This window comes from Mesorhizobium huakuii, from assembly GCF_014189455.1.
GTDB classification, from domain to species: domain Bacteria; phylum Pseudomonadota; class Alphaproteobacteria; order Rhizobiales; family Rhizobiaceae; genus Mesorhizobium; species Mesorhizobium huakuii_A.
The window spans coordinates 6,031,272-6,047,413 of record NZ_CP050296.1 but is presented as its reverse complement, the minus strand read 5'-3'; the positions used below and the strand labels follow the sequence as shown (position 1 = coordinate 6,047,413).

The following is a 16,142-nucleotide window of genomic DNA, read 5'->3' as shown; positions in this document are numbered from 1 at the left end:
TCCTCGCGGCCTTGCTCAGAGACCCGTCGCGACGTCGATCGACTGGCCGTCGGCCAGTGTCACAATCGCCTTCTTGACGTCGCTCTGGCGGCCGATCGTGCCGCGGAAGCGCTTGATCTTGCCCTTGCGGACAAGCGTGTTCACGGCCATCACCTTGACGCCGAACAGCGCTTCGACGGCGGCCTTGATTTCCGGCTTCGACGCCTTCTTGGCGACGTTGAAGACGACCTGGTTCTGCTCGGAAGCCATGGTCGACTTTTCGGTGATCGCCGGGCTGACGATCACGTCGTAGTGACGAAGGTCGGTCATTTAAAGCGCTCCTCGAGAGCCTCGACGGCGGCCTTGGAAAGGACCAGCGTGCCGCGGCGCAGAATGTCGTAGACGTTGATGCCCTGGATGGGCAGCACGTCGATGTTCGGAATGTTGGTCGCAGCCAGCTTGAAGTTCTTGTCAAGCTCGGCGCCACCAATCACCAGGGCGTTGCTCAGGCCCAGCGTCGCGAAATTCGCGATCAGCGCCTTGGTCTTGGCCTCGGTCAGTTTCAGCTCGTCGATGATGATGATCGACGCGCTCTTGGCCTTGGCCGAGAGAGCATGCTTCAGGCCGAGAGCGCGCACCTTCTTCGGCAGGTCGTGCTCGTGGCTGCGGACGACCGGGCCGTGGGCCTTGCCGCCGCCGCGGAACTGCGGAGCGCGTGCCGAATGGTGACGGGCGCGGCCCGTACCCTTCTGCTTGTACATCTTGGCACCGGTGCGCGCGATTTCGGCGCGGCCCTTGGCCTTGTGCGTGCCCTGCTGCTTCTTGGCAAGCTGCCAGCGCACGACGCGCTGCAGGATGTCCTCGCGCGGATCAAGGCCGAAAATCTCCTCGGAGAGTTTCACCTTGCCGGCGTCCTTGCCGCCAAGCGTTGTGATCTTGAGATCCATTATTCCGCTCCCTCTGTGGCCGGAGCCTCGTTCTTAGCAACGGCGCGGATCGCGGCGGGCTTCGGCGCATTGGCCGGCAGTGCCACCTTGGCCGCATCGCGGACCAGGATCCAGGCGCCCTTCGATCCGGGAACCGCTCCGCGGATCAGGATCAGGCCGCGGTCGGCATCGGTCGAGACGATCTCGACGTTCTGCGTCGTCACGCGGGTGTCGCCCATGTGGCCGGCCATCTTCTTGCCCTTGAACACCTTGCCGGGGTCCTGGCGCTGGCCGGTCGAGCCGTGCGTACGGTGCGAGACCGAGTTACCGTGCGTCGCGCGGCCACCACCCATGTGGTGACGCTTGATGACGCCCTGGAAACCCTTGCCGATCGTCGTGCCCGTCACATCGACCTTCTGGCCGGCGACGAAGTGCTCGACGGTGATCTCGGCGCCGACATCGATCATGTTGTCGGCGGAGACGCGGAACTCGGCAACCTTCGCCTTCGGCTCGACGGAAGCGGTCGCGAAATGGCCGCGCAACGCCTTCGACGTGTTCTTCACCTTGGCGAGGCCAACGCCGAGCTGAACGGCGGTGTAGCCATTCTTCTCCTGCGTGCGCTGCGCCACGACCTGGCAGTTCTCCATCTGGAGAACGGTGACGGGAACATGTTCCCCGGCATCGTTATAGATGCGGGTCATTCCCACCTTCTTTGCAATCACACCTGAACGCATCGGTTCAATTCCTTTAGAGTTCCGGGCCAGGGGCACCGCCCCTTACCGCGCTCTCATTCCCTTAGAGCTTGATCTCGACGTCGACGCCGGCGGCCAGATCGAGCTTCATCAAAGCATCGACGGTCTGCGGGGTCGGATCGACGATGTCGAGCAGACGCTTGTGCGTGCGCATCTCGAACTGCTCGCGGCTCTTCTTGTCGACGTGAGGCGACCGGTTCACCGTGAACTTTTCGATCCGCGTCGGCAGCGGAATGGGGCCGCGGACGTTTGCGCCGGTGCGCTTGGCCGTCGACACGATTTCCTTCGTCGAGGCGTCGAGCACGCGGTGATCAAACGCCTTCAGGCGGATGCGGATATTCTGTCCGTTCATGCGTCACTTCCTTGTTCTGGCGCGGCGCGGGCAACTTCCGCGCCCGCGACAGATCGGTTTAAGTCCAAATTACTCTTTGATGGTGACGACGATGCCGGCACCGACGGTGCGGCCGCCTTCACGGATGGCGAAGCGCAGCTTCTCTTCCATGGCGATCGGCACGATCAGCTCGACATCGACCGTGATGTTGTCGCCAGGCATCACCATCTCGGTGCCAGCCGGCAGCGACACGATGCCGGTCACGTCCGTCGTGCGGAAGTAGAACTGCGGACGGTAGTTGGTGAAGAACGGCGTGTGACGGCCACCTTCGTCCTTGGTCAGGATGTAGGCTTCGGCCACGAACTTCTTGTGCGGCTTCACCGTGCCCGGCTTGGCCAGAACCTGGCCGCGCTCGACACCTTCACGGTCAACGCCGCGCAGCAGCGCGCCGATGTTATCGCCAGCCTGGCCCTGATCGAGCAGCTTGCGGAACATTTCCACGCCCGTGCAGGTCGTCTTGGTCGTCGGGCGGATGCCGATGATTTCCAGTTCCTCGCCAACCTTGACCACGCCGCGCTCGACGCGGCCGGTGACGACCGTGCCACGGCCCGAGATCGAGAACACGTCTTCGATCGGCATCAGGAACGGCTTGTCGAGCGGACGAACCGGCGTCGGGATGTAGGCGTCGACCTGAGCCATCAGCTCGCGGATCGCGTCCTCGCCGATGGTCTTGTTCGAATCTTCCAGAGCGGCCAGCGCCGAACCCTTGACGATCGGAATGTCGTCACCGGGGAACTCGTTCTTCGACAGAAGCTCGCGAACCTCAAGCTCGACCAGTTCGAGGAGCTCAGCGTCGTCGACCTGGTCGACCTTGTTGAGGAACACCACGATCGACGGCACGCCGACCTGACGGGCAAGCAGGATGTGCTCGCGGGTCTGCGGCATCGGGCCGTCGGCGGCCGACACGACCAGGATCGCGCCGTCCATCTGCGCGGCACCGGTGATCATGTTCTTCACATAGTCGGCGTGGCCGGGGCAGTCGACGTGAGCGTAGTGGCGGTTGGCCGTCTCGTATTCGACGTGAGCCGTCGAGATCGTGATGCCGCGTGCCTTCTCTTCCGGCGCCGCATCAATCTGGTCGTAGCGCTTGTATTCGCCAAAATACTTCGTGATCGCCGCCGTCAGCGACGTCTTGCCATGGTCAACGTGACCAATCGTGCCGATGTTCACATGAGGCTTAGTGCGCTCGAATTTACCTTTTGCCATGTGATGTCTCCATTTCCTGCTCGCCCAAGCGGGCTTTGAATTGCGTTACCGCGACGGCTCTTTCGAGTTACGCGTATTTTTTCTGGACTTCCTGAGCGACCGCGGTCGGGACCGGCTCGTAGTGATCGAACTGCATCGTATAGGCCGCGCGGCCCTGGCTCATCGAGCGCAGGTTGTCGACGTACTTGAACATGTTGGCGAGCGGCACCATCGCGTTGATGACGACGGCCACGCCGCGTGCTTCCTGGCCCTGGATCTGACCACGACGGCCGTTCAGGTCGCCGATGACGCTGCCGACATAGTCTTCCGGCGTCACGACTTCGACCTTCATGATCGGCTCGAGCAGCTGCACGCCAAGCTTGGGTGCGGCTTCACGGAAGCAGGCACGGGACGCGATTTCGAAGGCCAGCACCGAAGAGTCGACGTCGTGGTAGGCGCCGTCGATCAGCGTCGCCCTGACGCCGATCATCGGGAAACCCGCGAACGGACCAGCGCCCATGACGCTCTGGATGCCCTTTTCGACACCCGGAATGTATTCCTTCGGCACCGCGCCGCCGACGATCTTGGATTCGAAGACGAACTCTTCGCTCTCCGTGTTCGGCTCGAAGATAACCTTGACGCGGGCGAACTGGCCGGTACCGCCCGTCTGCTTCTTGTGCGTGTAGTCCTGCTCGTGCTTGCGGGTGATCGTCTCGCGATAGGCCACCTGCGGAGCGCCGACATTGGCTTCGACCTTGAACTCGCGACGCATGCGGTCGACGATGATGTCGAGGTGCAGTTCGCCCATGCCCGAGATGATGGTCTGGCCGCTTTCCTCGTCGGTCTTGACGCGGAAGGACGGATCCTCGGCAGCCAGGCGGTGAAGGGCGAGGCCCATCTTTTCCTGGTCGTTCTTGGTCTTCGGCTCGATAGCGATCTGGATGACCGGATCTGGGAATTCCATGCGCTCGAGGATGACCGGATGCAGCGGATCGCACAGCGTGTCGCCAGTGGTCGTGTCCTTGAGGCCAGCCAGAGCGACGATGTCGCCGGCGAAAGCTTCTTCAACGTCGGCGCGCGAATTCGCATGCATCTGCAGCATGCGGCCGATGCGCTCCTTCTTGCCCTTGACGGTGTTGTCGACCGAGATGCCCTTGGTGAGCTTGCCCGAATAGATGCGGGCGAAGGTCAGCGAACCGACGAACGGGTCGTTCATGATCTTGAAGGCGAGCATCGACAGCGGCTCATCGTCGACCGCATGACGCTCGATCTCGGCGTCGGTCTTGGCATCGACACCCTTGATGGCGGGAACGTCGGCCGGCGACGGCAAATATTCGACGACGGCGTCGAGCAGCGGCTGCACGCCCTTGTTCTTGAAGGCCGAGCCGCAGAACATCGGGAAGAACTTGACCGCGATCGTGCCCTTGCGGATCAGCGAGCGGATCTCGTCATTGCCCGGCATCTTGCCTTCGAGGTAGTTCTCGAGGGCCGTCTCGTCCATTTCGACGGCGGCTTCGATCATCTTCTCGCGGTATTCCTCAGCACGAGCCTGAAGGTCGGCCGGGATTTCGACGACGTCCCAGGCAGCGCCCAGCGTCTCGTCGCGCCAGACAAGCGCGTTCATCTCGACGAGGTCGACGACGCCCTTGAACTCGGTCTCAGCACCAATCGGCAGCTGCATGACGACAGCCTGCGCACCAAGGCGCGAGCCGATCATCTCGACCGAGCGGTAGAAGTCGGCGCCGATCTTGTCCATCTTGTTGCAGAAGATCATGCGCGGCACGCGGTACTTATCGGCCTGACGCCAGACGGTTTCCGTCTGCGGCTCGACACCGGCGTTGGCGTCAAGCAGCGCAATGGCGCCGTCGAGCACGCGCAGCGAACGCTCGACTTCAATGGTGAAGTCGACGTGTCCGGGGGGTGTCGATGATGTTGAAGCGGCGCATCTTGCCGTCACGGCCCTTCCAGAAGGTCGTGGTGGCGGCGGACGTGATGGTGATGCCGCGTTCCTGCTCCTGCTCCATCCAGTCCATGGTGGCAGCGCCGTCGTGCACTTCGCCGATCTTGTGCGACTTGCCCGTGTAATAGAGGACGCGCTCGGTGGTCGTCGTCTTGCCGGCGTCAATATGCGCCATGATACCGAAATTGCGGTAGTCTTCGATTTTGTATTCGCGGGCCATCGTAGCTGCCTCTCAGTCCTGTTCGCGCTTTACCAGCGGTAGTGTGCGAAAGCGCGGTTGGCTTCAGCCATCTTGTGGGTGTCTTCACGCTTCTTGACGGCCGTGCCACGGTTGTTGGCCGCGTCCATCAGCTCGCCCGAGAGGCGGTCGACCATCGTGGTCTCGTTGCGGTTGCGAGCAGCCGCGATCAGCCAGCGAATGGCCAATGCCTGACGGCGCTCGGGGCGCACATCGACCGGAACCTGGTAGGTGGCGCCGCCGACGCGACGCGAACGGACTTCCACATGCGGCGCGACATTGTCGAGCGCCTGATGGAAGACGGTGACCGGCTCCTGCTTGGTCTTCGACTGGACCTGGTCGAGAGCGCCGTAGACGATGGTCTCGGCGACCGACTTCTTGCCGTCATACATGACGGCGTTCATGAACTTGGTAACGATCAGATCACCGAACTTCGGATCCGGGTTGATCTCACGCTTTTCTGCACTGTGACGACGCGACATGGCTTTTGTCTCTCAATCTCGTAGCCCGACGCATTCAAACAGCGCCAGGGCCGGAAAATCTTACTTCGGACGCTTGGCGCCGTACTTCGAACGGCGCTGCTTGCGGTTCTTCACGCCCTGCGTGTCGAGCACGCCGCGGATGATGTGGTAGCGAACGCCCGGAAGATCCTTGACGCGGCCGCCGCGGATCATGACCACGGAGTGTTCCTGAAGGTTGTGACCTTCGCCGGGGATGTACCCGATCACTTCAAAACCATTGGTCAGGCGGATCTTGGCCACCTTGCGCAGCGCCGAGTTCGGCTTCTTCGGCGTCGTTGTATAGACGCGCGTGCAGACGCCCCGCTTCTGCGGGTTCTGCTGCATGGCCGGGACCTTGTTGCGCTTCACCGGCGCAATGCGCGGCTTGCGGATCAGCTGGTTGACGGTAGGCATTAAACCCTCTTGTCTCTCAATTCCGTGTCTCGCCCGGTCAGGGCCGCTCAAAGCGTCATTTCCATACGCAAATTCGGGCCATAAACCGCGCCTCGCGGTCTTGCCCGAACAAATGGCAGAGGAAGCGGAAGCCGCTTCGTGCACGCCGGAAATGTCTTTTCGCTCGTAAAACGAACCCTGTTTGAGGCAAACTCCAAAGCGTGTCGCTTCGGAAGGGAGAGCCTCACATCGGTTCTGACTGGGCGGCTTCTACTCGTAAGCCCGCGAACCGTCAACCCCGGAGTGGCAAATATTGCATCGAAGCCGGGGCTTGGCAGCTATGCGAAAACCGCATGTAATTTTCTTTCGCCGTTTTGCAAGTGCGAGGAAGAAAGTGCCAAGCCTTTAGCAAAGTGAATGGCTTTCGACTGTTGCAAAGCCATGCTTCATGCGAAAAGTCCGCATGAGCAGCCCAAATCCCCTCGCCCACCCAGTCTCTTTGGCAAAAAACAGGAGATCAGCCCGTGAACGACAATGAGGAGCGCCCGGTCACCATCATCACCGGCCGGGTGTGGAAGCGCAAAGGCGGCAAAGTGGAGGGCGTGCATGTGATGCTGGTCGCTCCTGACGACGATTCGGCGGTGCGCCGCGCCCTCGAATCGCTTGCGGCGGAAGGTTACGCCGAGGCTGAACTCGACCAGATCGGCGATATGGATGGCGTGCCGGACGACGAGCCACATCTCTCCGCCTTCCAGGGTGCGCTCGAAGGCGAAGTGTCGATCGTCACCTTCGACGTGCCGATCTGAAACCAAAGGCACCGACGATGGCCGGATCAAGAGCGGTTGAACCTGCATCCCGGGCCTGGGCCGACCGGGCGGTCGCTGCAATCGAGGCCGACCAGCACCGATCGGCCGACACGCACCTCTGGAAACTTGACCTGCCGGCGCTGTCGGGAATCGATTTCTACCTCAAGGATGAATCCACCCATCCTACCGGCAGCCTGAAGCACCGGCTGGCGCGTTCGCTGTTTCTCTATGCACTGTGCAATGGCCTGATCCGCGAAGGCACGCCGGTGGTCGAGGCCTCTTCGGGTTCGACCGCGGTGTCGGAAGCGTATTTCGCCCGCATGATCGGCGTGCCGTTCTATGCGGTGATGCCCCGATCGACGTCACGCGAAAAGATCGCCGCGATCGAGCACTATGGCGGCAACTGCCATTTCATCGACGACGGCAGGCGCATCTATGTTGAGTCGGCCGACCTCACCGAACGGCTTGGCGGCCATTTCATGGACCAGTTCACCCATGCCGAACGCGCCACCGACTGGCGCGGCAACAACAACATCGCTGATTCCATCTTCGGACAGATGCGCGAGGAGCGGCATCCCATCCCAAGCTGGATCGTGATGAGTGCCGGGACGGGCGGCACCACCGCCACGATCGGCCGATACCTGCGCTACAAGCAGCACGCCACGCGGCTGTCGGTGGCGGATGTCGAGCGCTCCGCCTTCTTCGAAGGCTTTGCCACGCACGATCGCGAGTGCCGCTGCGAGCAGCCTTCGCGGATCGAAGGCATTGGCCGGCCGCGCATGGAGCCGTCCTTCGTGCCAGGCGTCATCGATCACATGCTGCAGGTGCCGGATGCCGTATCGCTGGCGGCGATGCGAGTGTTGTCGCGCCGGCTCGGCCGTCGTGTCGGTGGTTCGACCGGCACCAACTTCACCGCCATGTGCTTTCAGGCGGCACGCATGATCGAGCACGGCAAGACCGGTTCGCTGGTGACGCTGATCTGCGATTCCGGCGACCGCTACGCCAACACCTACTATTCGGATGAATGGCTGGCGGCCAACGGCCTCGACCCCTCGCCTTTCGAGCCAGCGATCGAGGCCTTTCTGGCGAGCGGAAAACTGACGCTGCAATTCGAGGAAAGCTGGGGCTGACTCGACTTGCCGGGGGCAAGTGTTCTGATAGAAACGCTCACCATCATCAAACAGACGGAGCGGCCGTGTCCCAGCCCATCAAGATAGGCATCGTCGGCGTCGGCAAGATCGTCCGCGACCAGCACCTGCCGGCCCTGGCGAAAGACCAGGACTATCGCCTCGTCGCGGCTGCCAGCAGGCATGGCAAGGTCGACGGCATCCCGAATTTTCCCACCATCGAAGCGATGCTCGATGCGGTGCCGGAGCTTGAGGCCGTCTCGCTCTGCATGCCGCCGCAATTCCGCTACGATGCCGCACGCACCGCGCTCGAGGCGAAGAAGCATGTCTTCCTGGAAAAGCCGCCGGGCGCCACGGTCAGCGAGGTCGAGGACCTGAAGGTGCTGGCCGCGAAAAACGGCGTCTCTCTGTTTGCCAGCTGGCACTCGCGCTATGCGCCGGCGGTGGAGGCTGCGCGCAGCTTCCTCGCATCGACCCGGCTCCGGTCGGCAGCGATCGTCTGGAAGGAAGATGTGCGTCGCTGGCACCCGAACCAGGACTGGATCTGGGCGCCCGGCGGCTTCGGTGTCTTCGATCCCGGCATCAACGCGCTGTCGATCGCAACCCACATCCTGCCGGCGATGTTCATCACCTCGGCGGTGCTCGATTTTCCGGAAAACCGCGCCGCCCCAGTCGCGGCGCAAGTCACCTTCCGCACCTCGAACGGATTGCCGGTGACAATGGACCTCGACTGGCTGCAAACCGGACCGCAAAGCTGGGACATCCTGGCCGAGACGGATGCGGGCAAGATGGTGCTCTCCGGCGGCGGCTCGAAGCTCGCCATCGACGGCCGTATCGTCCATGAGGAGCCGGAAGCGGAGTACCCGATGCTTTACAAGCGTTTCGCGGAGATCGTGCGCGCCGGCACCTCAGACGTCGATCTCGCGCCGCTGCAGCATGTCGCCGACGCCTTCATGCTCGGCAAGCGCAATGTGGTCGAGGCGTTCTTCGATTGATTTGTGCACGCGACGGGATCGCGGACCTGGCTGGAATGTACGCTCGTGCCAGTCGACCCCCACTCCGTCTCGGCTACGCCGAGCCACCTCTCCCCCGATCGACGGGGTAGAGGAAGGGCGCGCGTACCTGTTGCCGCCAATGCTCGCCCAACGCGGCTTCCTTTCTCTCCGGAGGGGGAAGGTGGCGCTGCGAAGCAGCGACGGATTGGGGGAAGCCGGTCGTCAAGTGAACAGCCAATGACAAGTGAGCATGACCGAGTTGGTCTGATATCAGCGGTGTGTTTTCACTCGACAATCGCAATGGCAAAGCCGTCATAGCCCTTGGCGCCGACCGTCTGGATGGCGGTGCCATCCAGACGCCTGTCGCCGCCGATGAAGGAGAATGCCGCCCGGGCGCCTACGACGTTGGCGTCATGGCCACCCTCGTCGAGCACCGCGCCATCACGGATGACATTGTCGCAGATGATCACTGTCCCCGGCCGCGAAAGCCGCATGGCCCAGGACAGATAGTTCGGGTTGTTCGGCTTGTCGGCGTCGATGAAGATGAGATCGAACGGCCCGGCATTTTCTGCGCCTAGCGCGGCAAGCGACTGAAGCGCCGGCCCGACCCGCAGGTCCACCCGTTCCGACACACCTGCCCGTTCGAAATTCGACCGCGCGACGCCGGCGTGGTGCGGATCGAGTTCAAGCGTCACGATCTTGCCGTCCATGGGCAAGGCTCGCGCCATCCAGATCGCGGAGTAGCCCCCCAGCGTGCCGATTTCGAGAACCTTCTTCGCGCCCTGAATGCGCGCAAGAAGCGAAAGCAGCTTGCCCTGCGCCGGCGAGACGTCGATCGCTGGCAAACCCTGGTCGCGGTTGACGGCCAGAACAGCGTCGAGGGCGGGATCTGCCTCGAACAGGGCATCAACGATGTAGTCGTCGACAGCAGCCCAGGTTTTCTTGCTCATCGTTTTTCCGATCCAAAGAGAGCCAAATCACGCAACGTGGCCGCTTAAGGGTTGCGGCGAGGAAGCACCTGGTCTTGTCGGGTGTCCGAAATTCAAGTTCGCTCAAAATGTTCCTACCAACCGCGACACGTCGTCGTAAATGAAAAAGCCGCCGGCTTGCGCCGACGGCTTTCGAATCCGCTCGTTGATCCGCTGTCGATCGCGATCCAGGACCGGTTCGAATCAATCCTTTGCGCGGCAACCGGCGCGCTTGACCATATCGGCAACGATCAGCGGTGTCGCCGGCGTTTGCGACCAGCTGTCCTGACGGGGTGCACCGGCTTCGAGGGCGACGCGCACCGAGCCGGTATCCAGACTGAAGGACTTCCGGCAGGACACGGTGCGTGAGCCGTTGCCGATCGTATCGACAATTGCGCCGGCGGCTTCACCAACCCCGGCGACATAGGCGACCAGCGTTTGCCTGGCGATTGGGCTGGAATCGGCCTTTTCGATCATCTCCATCACCTGCCCCACGGATATCCGGCCTGTCGCGGTCGATGGCTGAGCGTAGGCTGCAAAGGGCATCACGAGCGCCGCCATGAATCCGATGGCAGCAACGGCAGTCTCGCGTTTGAAGGAAGGCATTGGTAGCTCCTGTTGAGTCGGACATTGACAGCGATCATCATCATGCATAAAATAATTATTGTAAAACGATAATTTCTTTTCGCAAAGCGAGACAATTATGATTGAACCCACAATCACGGCTTCGGCCCCAGACCCCGCTCGTCAGACCAGGCTGAGACGCGTCCGACTGCTCAGTCTGGTGCTGGCACGATGCTTTGTCGCCTTGGCGGTACTGCTGACGCTCGGTCTGCTGTTCTACTGGCTGACCGCCTCCGCCGGCTCGGTCGCGGCGGATGCCAACATCCCTCAGGCATGGCTGAGCGGCCTTGGCCTCGGCCGAAGACTGGCCGGATTCGCGATCTCGTTCGTACCGCTCGCCTGTCTCGTTTTCGCGCTGATGGCAGCCCGACGCGCCTTCCAGGCCTTTGCGACCGGAGACTTTTTCGGCCAGAACGCCATCAGGAATTTGCGGTACTTTGGCCTCGGCCTGTTGGCATCCGCCTTGCTGGAAACCGGTTTCGGGAGCGGCGCTGTCCGTTCTCCTGAGTTTGGACGCACCGGCCGGCCAGCATCGGCTGTCGCTCGGTCTCGACAGCGACACGCTGCTGACCTTGCTGACCGCAGGCATCATCGCGGTGATTGCCTGGGTCATATCGGAAGCATCCGCGCTCGCCGACGAAAACGCGCAGTTCATCTGATGAGGACCAGCCCATGCCCATAAAGGTCAGGCTCAACGTCGTCCTCGCCGAACGAAACGTGAAGTCGAAGGACCTCGCCGAACATGTCGGCATCACCGAAGCCAACCTTTCCCTTCTGAAACAGGGAAAGGTCAAAGGCATCCGCTTCGATACGTTGGAACGCATTTGCGAATACCTCGACTGCGAGCCGGGGGATCTGCTGCGCTTCGAGAAGCCGTCTGAATAACAACAAAAAGGCCGCCAGGTTGCCCCGACGGCCTTGTTGCCTGAGATTTCAAAGCGGTCGTTTCAAGGAAACGACCGCTTTATTTTTGTTCTGGCGCAATTCTCGACGGAAAACCGTTTCACACTTTTCCTGGAATTGCTCCGGCCGCCGCGCTTACTGCGCGGCGGTTGTCATGTCTGCCAGCATCGGCTCGGCGACTTCCACACCGGAGGCCTTGCGGCGCTCGTCGATGATCAGTTCGTCGCGCGAGGTGGCGATGCGCCGGATCTGGCTCATCGTGCCGCCGGTACCGGCCGGGATCAGCCGGCCGACGATGACGTTTTCCTTCAAGCCCTGCAGCATGTCGGTCTTGCCGGCAACCGCGGCTTCCGTCAGCACCCGGGTCGTCTCCTGGAATGAGGCGGCCGAGATGAAGGACGGCGTCTGCAGCGAGGCCTTGGTGATGCCGAGCAGCACCGGCTGACCTTCGGCCGGCTTCTTGCCGTCCTCGATCAGGCGCTCGTTGACCTCTTCCAGTTCGATCACGTCGACGTGGTCGCCCGGAATGTAGGTCGAGTCGCCCTGCGTGGTGATCTCGACCTTCTGCAGCATCTGGCGAACGATCACCTCGATGTGCTTGTCGTTGATCGACACGCCCTGCAGGCGGTAGACCTCCTGGATCTCGTTGACGAGGTAGGACGCAAGCGCCTCCACGCCCTTGATCGCCAGGATGTCGTGCGGCGCCGGATTGCCGTCGAGGATGTAGTCGCCCTTCTCGATGACGTCGCCGTCCTGGAGATGGAACGGCTTGCCCTTCGGGATCAGGTATTCGACAGGCTCAAGCGTCGAGTCATGCGGCTCGATGATGATGCGGCGCTTGTTCTTGTAGTCGCGGCCGAAGCGGATCGTGCCATCGATCTCGGCGATGATGGCGTGATCCTTCGGACGACGTGCCTCGAACAGCTCGGCAACCCGCGGCAGACCACCGGTGATGTCCTTGGTCTTGGCGCTTTCCATCGGGATACGCGCCAGCACGTCGCCGGGACGAACCTGCGCACCCGGCTCGACCGAGAGAATGGCCTCGACCGAGAGCAGGAAGCGGGCATCGCCACCCTTCGACAGCTTGCCGACCTTGCCCTTGGCGTCCTGGACGGCGATCGCCGGCTTCAGATCGTTGCCGCGCGGCGTCGAACGCCAGTCGATGACCTCACGCTTGGTGATGCCGGTCGACTCGTCGGCCGTTTCCTGCACGGAAATGCCGTCGACCAGATCCTCGAACGCCACCTTGCCCTCGATTTCGGTGAGGATCGGGCGGGTGTAGGGATCCCACTCGGCGATACGCTGGCCGCGCTTCACCTTGTCGCCATCGTCCACGAAGATGCGCGAACCATAGGTGACACGGTGCGTGGCACGCTCCTTGCCGGCTTCGTCGAGGATCAGCACCGCCATGTTGCGGCCCATGACCATCTGCTGGCCGTCGGAGTTGCGCACCACGTTGCGGTTGCGGATCTCGACCTTGCCCTCATACGAGGCTTCAAGGAACGAGCTGTCCACCACCTGCGCGGTACCGCCCATGTGGAAGGTACGCATGGTGAGCTGGGTACCCGGCTCGCCGATCGATTGCGCCGCGATGACGCCGACGGCTTCACCCTGATTGACCGGGGTGCCGCGCGCCAGATCGCGTCCGTAGCAGACCGCGCAGACGCCAACCCTGACCTCGCAGGTCAGTGCCGAGCGGATGCGGACCGACTGGACGCCGGCCTTTTCGATCTGCTCCACATCACGCTCGTCCATCAGCGTTCCGGCCTTGACCAGCAGGTCGCCGGTCACCGGATGGTTGATGTCGTCGAGCGCGGTGCGGCCCAGCACGCGCTGGCCAACCGAAGCGACAACCTGACCGGCATCGACGATCGGCTGCATGGTGAGGCCCTTGTCGGTGCCGCAATCCACGGAGTTGACGATGCAGTCCTGCGCCACGTCGACCAGACGGCGGGTGAGGTAACCCGAGTTCGCCGTCTTCAAGGCGGTGTCGGCCAGACCCTTGCGGGCGCCGTGGGTCGAGTTGAAGTACTCGAGCACGGTCAGGCCTTCCTTGAAGTTCGAGATGATCGGCGTCTCGATGATTTCACCCGACGGCTTGGCCATCAGGCCGCGCATGCCGGCGAGCTGACGCATCTGGGTGGGCGAGCCACGCGCACCGGAGTGCGACATCATGTAGATCGAGTTCATCGGCTTCTGACGGCCATTGTCCTCGAACTCGACCGCCTTGATGCGGGCCATCATCTCGTCGGCGACCTTTTCCGAGCACTTGGCCCAGGCGTCGACGACCTTGTTGTACTTCTCGCCCTGGGTGATCAGGCCGTCATTGTACTGCTGCTCGTATTCCTTGGCCAAAGCCTCGGTGTCGGAGACCAGCTTGATCTTGGTATCGGGGATCAGCATGTCGTCCTTGCCGAACGAAATGCCGGCACGGCAGGCGTGAGCGAAACCGAGCGCCATGATGCGGTCGCAGAAAATGACCGTCTCCTTCTGACCGCAATGGCGGTAGACGGTGTCGATCATCTTGGAGATGTTCTTCTTGGTCATCTCCTGGTTGGCGGTCTCGTAAGGCACGTTGACGTTCTTCGGCAGAAGCTCGCCGATGATCATGCGGCCAGGCGTGGTGTCATGGATCTTCGACACGACCTTGCCTTCGGCGTCGACCGTGCGGAAGCGGCCCTTGATCTTGGCGTGCAGGGTCACCGCCTTGGTCTCGAGCGCATGCTGGAGCTCGCCCATGTCGGCAAACACCATGCCCTCGCCCGGCTCGTTCTGGTTGACGATCGAGAGGTAGTAGAGACCCAGAACCATGTCCTGCGACGGCACGATGATCGGCGCGCCGGAAGCCGGGTGCAGGATGTTGTTGGTCGACATCATCAGCACGCGGGCTTCAAGCTGCGCTTCCAGCGACAGCGGCACGTGGACCGCCATCTGGTCGCCGTCGAAGTCGGCGTTGAAGGCCGTGCAGACCAGCGGATGCAGCTGGATCGCCTTGCCCTCGATCAGGATCGGCTCGAACGCCTGGATGCCGAGGCGGTGCAGCGTCGGCGCGCGATTCAGCAGCACCGGATGCTCGCGGATGACCTCGTCAAGGATATCCCAGACTTCCGGACGCTCCTTCTCGACCAGCTTCTTCGCCTGCTTGACGGTCGAGGAGTAACCCTTGGCGTCGAGACGGGCGTAGATGAAGGGCTTGAACAGTTCGAGCGCCATCTTCTTCGGCAGGCCACACTGGTGAAGCTTGAGCTCGGGACCGGTGACGATGACCGAGCGGCCGGAATAGTCGACGCGCTTGCCGAGCAGGTTCTGACGGAACCGGCCCTGCTTGCCCTTCAACATGTCGGACAGCGACTTCAGCGGACGCTTGTTGGCGCCGGTGATGACGCGGCCGCGACGGCCGTTGTCGAACAGTGCGTCGACGGCTTCCTGCAGCATGCGCTTTTCATTGCGCACGATGATGCCGGGCGCGCGCAGCTCGATCAGCCGCTTCAAACGGTTGTTGCGGTTGATGACGCGGCGGTAGAGATCGTTCAGGTCGGACGTGGCGAAACGACCGCCGTCCAGCGGGACGAGCGGGCGCAGGTCCGGCGGGATCACCGGAACCACCTTCATGATCATCCATTCCGGACGGTTGCCGGATTCCATGAAGTTCTCGACGACCTTGAGTCGCTTCAGGTACTTCTTCTGCTTCAGCTCGGACGTGGTCGAAGCCAGTTCCGAACGCAGGTCGCCGGCGATCTTCTCCAGATCCATGCCGGCCAGAAGGTCATGAATGGCCTCGGCGCCGATCATGGCGGTGAAAGAGTCCTCGCCATACTCGTCGACGGCGATCATGTACTCTTCCTCGCTGAGCAGCTGGTGCTCCTTCAGCGCGGTCAGGCCAGGCTCGGTGACGATGTAGTTCTCGAAGTAGAGGACGCGCTCGATGTCCTTCAGCGTCATGTCGAGCAGCGTGCCGATGCGCGAGGGCAGCGACTTCAGGAACCAGATATGGGCGACGGGAGCGGCGAGCTCGATATGGCCCATGCGCTCGCGACGAACGCGCGACAGCGTGACTTCGACGCCGCACTTCTCGCAGATGACGCCCTTGTACTTCATGCGCTTGTACTTGCCGCACAGGCACTCATAGTCCTTGATCGGGCCAAAAATGCGCGCGCAGAACAGACCGTCACGCTCCGGCTTGAAGGTGCGGTAGTTGATGGTCTCCGGCTTCTTGATCTCGCCGAACGACCAGGACAGAATCTTCTCAGGGCTGGCCAGTGAGATCCGGATGGAATCGAACACCTGCGCAGGCGCCTGCGGATTGAAGAGATTCATGACCTCTTGGTTCATGCCGTTCTCCTTTTCGGGGTCCTCGAAAACCCCTTGCATCTAACGCGGACCAAACGCCCGCCG

Annotated in this window: 15 protein-coding genes and 1 pseudogene; 4 read left to right on the top strand and 12 right to left on the bottom strand. The window is 62.2% G+C overall.

Annotation, left to right across the window (positions count from 1 at the left end; all coding sequences use genetic code 11):
* Window positions 1-15: 15 nt before the first annotated feature.
* From HB778_RS29320 to rpsL, 8 genes and pseudogenes are all read right to left on the bottom strand, one after another.
* Window positions 16-309 carry a 50S ribosomal protein L23 gene (locus HB778_RS29320; RefSeq protein WP_010909275.1) on the bottom strand — a complete coding sequence of 98 codons (294 nt, stop codon included), beginning with the start codon at window positions 307-309 and terminating at the stop codon, window positions 16-18.
* A complete protein-coding gene (gene rplD / locus HB778_RS29315) occupies window positions 306-926 on the bottom strand; it encodes a 50S ribosomal protein L4 (protein ID WP_008875667.1) in 621 nt (206 codons plus the stop codon). Before rplD ends, HB778_RS29320 begins: the two co-directional genes overlap by 4 nt.
* Window positions 926-1,639 (bottom strand): 50S ribosomal protein L3, encoded by a 714-nt coding sequence (rplC, locus tag HB778_RS29310; protein WP_095203282.1) that lies wholly within the window; start codon window positions 1,637-1,639, stop codon window positions 926-928. The genes rplD and rplC overlap by 1 nt, the downstream gene beginning before the upstream one ends.
* A gap of 61 nt (window positions 1,640-1,700) precedes the next feature.
* Window positions 1,701-2,009: a 30S ribosomal protein S10 gene (gene rpsJ, locus HB778_RS29305; protein WP_010909272.1), complete on the bottom strand. Its 309-nt coding sequence runs from the start codon at window positions 2,007-2,009 to the stop codon at window positions 1,701-1,703.
* 69 nt (window positions 2,010-2,078) lie between these two features.
* Entirely contained in the window at window positions 2,079-3,254 is a 1,176-nt protein-coding gene (gene tuf / locus HB778_RS29300) for an elongation factor Tu (RefSeq protein WP_010909256.1), read from the bottom strand.
* A 67-nt stretch (window positions 3,255-3,321) separates the two neighbouring features.
* Window positions 3,322-5,413 (bottom strand): annotated as a pseudogene (gene fusA / locus HB778_RS29295) (elongation factor G).
* A 29-nt stretch (window positions 5,414-5,442) separates the two neighbouring features.
* Window positions 5,443-5,913, bottom strand: a complete 471-nt coding sequence (gene rpsG / locus HB778_RS29290) for a 30S ribosomal protein S7 (RefSeq protein WP_008875664.1) — start codon at window positions 5,911-5,913, stop codon at window positions 5,443-5,445.
* A 60-nt stretch (window positions 5,914-5,973) separates the two neighbouring features.
* Entirely contained in the window at window positions 5,974-6,345 is a 372-nt protein-coding gene (gene rpsL / locus HB778_RS29285) for a 30S ribosomal protein S12 (protein ID WP_006333356.1), read from the bottom strand.
* A gap of 503 nt (window positions 6,346-6,848) precedes the next feature.
* Here rpsL and HB778_RS29280 point away from each other — a divergent pair.
* The 3 genes from HB778_RS29280 (at window position 6,849) to HB778_RS29270 (ending at window position 9,252) form a co-directional block, all read left to right on the top strand.
* Complete coding sequence (locus tag HB778_RS29280) at window positions 6,849-7,130, top strand: transcriptional regulator (protein WP_095205310.1); 282 nt, start codon at window positions 6,849-6,851, stop codon at window positions 7,128-7,130.
* 17 nt (window positions 7,131-7,147) lie between these two features.
* Window positions 7,148-8,260, top strand: a complete 1,113-nt coding sequence (locus tag HB778_RS29275; protein ID WP_183458976.1) for a PLP-dependent cysteine synthase family protein — start codon at window positions 7,148-7,150, stop codon at window positions 8,258-8,260.
* 65 nt (window positions 8,261-8,325) lie between these two features.
* Window positions 8,326-9,252: a Gfo/Idh/MocA family protein gene (locus HB778_RS29270; protein ID WP_183458974.1), complete on the top strand. Its 927-nt coding sequence runs from the start codon at window positions 8,326-8,328 to the stop codon at window positions 9,250-9,252.
* A 284-nt stretch (window positions 9,253-9,536) separates the two neighbouring features.
* Here HB778_RS29270 and HB778_RS29265 read toward each other — a convergent pair whose 3' ends face one another.
* From HB778_RS29265 to HB778_RS29255, 3 genes are all read right to left on the bottom strand, one after another.
* Window positions 9,537-10,202, bottom strand: a complete 666-nt coding sequence (locus tag HB778_RS29265) for an O-methyltransferase (RefSeq protein WP_183458972.1) — start codon at window positions 10,200-10,202, stop codon at window positions 9,537-9,539.
* A gap of 222 nt (window positions 10,203-10,424) precedes the next feature.
* Window positions 10,425-10,826: a chlorophyllide reductase gene (locus HB778_RS29260; protein ID WP_183458970.1), complete on the bottom strand. Its 402-nt coding sequence runs from the start codon at window positions 10,824-10,826 to the stop codon at window positions 10,425-10,427.
* Window positions 10,827-10,881: 55 nt separating this feature from the next.
* On the bottom strand, window positions 10,882-11,457 hold the full coding sequence (locus tag HB778_RS29255) for a hypothetical protein (protein WP_183458968.1): 576 nt from the start codon (window positions 11,455-11,457) through the stop codon (window positions 10,882-10,884).
* A 59-nt stretch (window positions 11,458-11,516) separates the two neighbouring features.
* Between HB778_RS29255 and HB778_RS29250 the strand changes: the two genes are divergently transcribed.
* Entirely contained in the window at window positions 11,517-11,729 is a 213-nt protein-coding gene (locus HB778_RS29250) for a helix-turn-helix domain-containing protein (protein WP_183458966.1), read from the top strand.
* Window positions 11,730-11,882: 153 nt separating this feature from the next.
* Here HB778_RS29250 and rpoC read toward each other — a convergent pair whose 3' ends face one another.
* Window positions 11,883-16,079 carry a DNA-directed RNA polymerase subunit beta' gene (gene rpoC, locus HB778_RS29245; RefSeq protein ID WP_095205119.1) on the bottom strand — a complete coding sequence of 1,399 codons (4,197 nt, stop codon included), beginning with the start codon at window positions 16,077-16,079 and terminating at the stop codon, window positions 11,883-11,885.
* Window positions 16,080-16,142 lie beyond the last annotated feature (63 nt).

What these genes read in the sequence shown, in the direction of transcription:
- HB778_RS29250 (WP_183458966.1), top strand. Translation starts at nt 11,517, where the DNA reads ATGCCCATAAAGGTCAGGCTCAACGTCGTCCTCGCCGAACGAAACGTG.
- HB778_RS29275 (WP_183458976.1), top strand. Translation starts at nt 7,148, where the DNA reads ATGGCCGGATCAAGAGCGGTTGAACCTGCATCCCGGGCCTGGGCCGAC.
- rplC (WP_095203282.1), bottom strand. Translation starts at nt 1,639, where the DNA reads ATGCGTTCAGGTGTGATTGCAAAGAAGGTGGGAATGACCCGCATCTAT.
- HB778_RS29320 (WP_010909275.1), bottom strand. Translation starts at nt 309, where the DNA reads ATGACCGACCTTCGTCACTACGACGTGATCGTCAGCCCGGCGATCACC.
- rpoC (WP_095205119.1), bottom strand. Translation starts at nt 16,079, where the DNA reads ATGAACCAAGAGGTCATGAATCTCTTCAATCCGCAGGCGCCTGCGCAG.
- rplD (WP_008875667.1), bottom strand. Translation starts at nt 926, where the DNA reads ATGGATCTCAAGATCACAACGCTTGGCGGCAAGGACGCCGGCAAGGTG.
- tuf (WP_010909256.1), bottom strand. Translation starts at nt 3,254, where the DNA reads ATGGCAAAAGGTAAATTCGAGCGCACTAAGCCTCATGTGAACATCGGC.
- rpsJ (WP_010909272.1), bottom strand. Translation starts at nt 2,009, where the DNA reads ATGAACGGACAGAATATCCGCATCCGCCTGAAGGCGTTTGATCACCGC.
- HB778_RS29260 (WP_183458970.1), bottom strand. Translation starts at nt 10,826, where the DNA reads ATGCCTTCCTTCAAACGCGAGACTGCCGTTGCTGCCATCGGATTCATG.
- rpsL (WP_006333356.1), bottom strand. Translation starts at nt 6,345, where the DNA reads ATGCCTACCGTCAACCAGCTGATCCGCAAGCCGCGCATTGCGCCGGTG.
- HB778_RS29265 (WP_183458972.1), bottom strand. Translation starts at nt 10,202, where the DNA reads ATGAGCAAGAAAACCTGGGCTGCTGTCGACGACTACATCGTTGATGCC.
- HB778_RS29255 (WP_183458968.1), bottom strand. Translation starts at nt 11,457, where the DNA reads ATGACCCAGGCAATCACCGCGATGATGCCTGCGGTCAGCAAGGTCAGC.
- rpsG (WP_008875664.1), bottom strand. Translation starts at nt 5,913, where the DNA reads ATGTCGCGTCGTCACAGTGCAGAAAAGCGTGAGATCAACCCGGATCCG.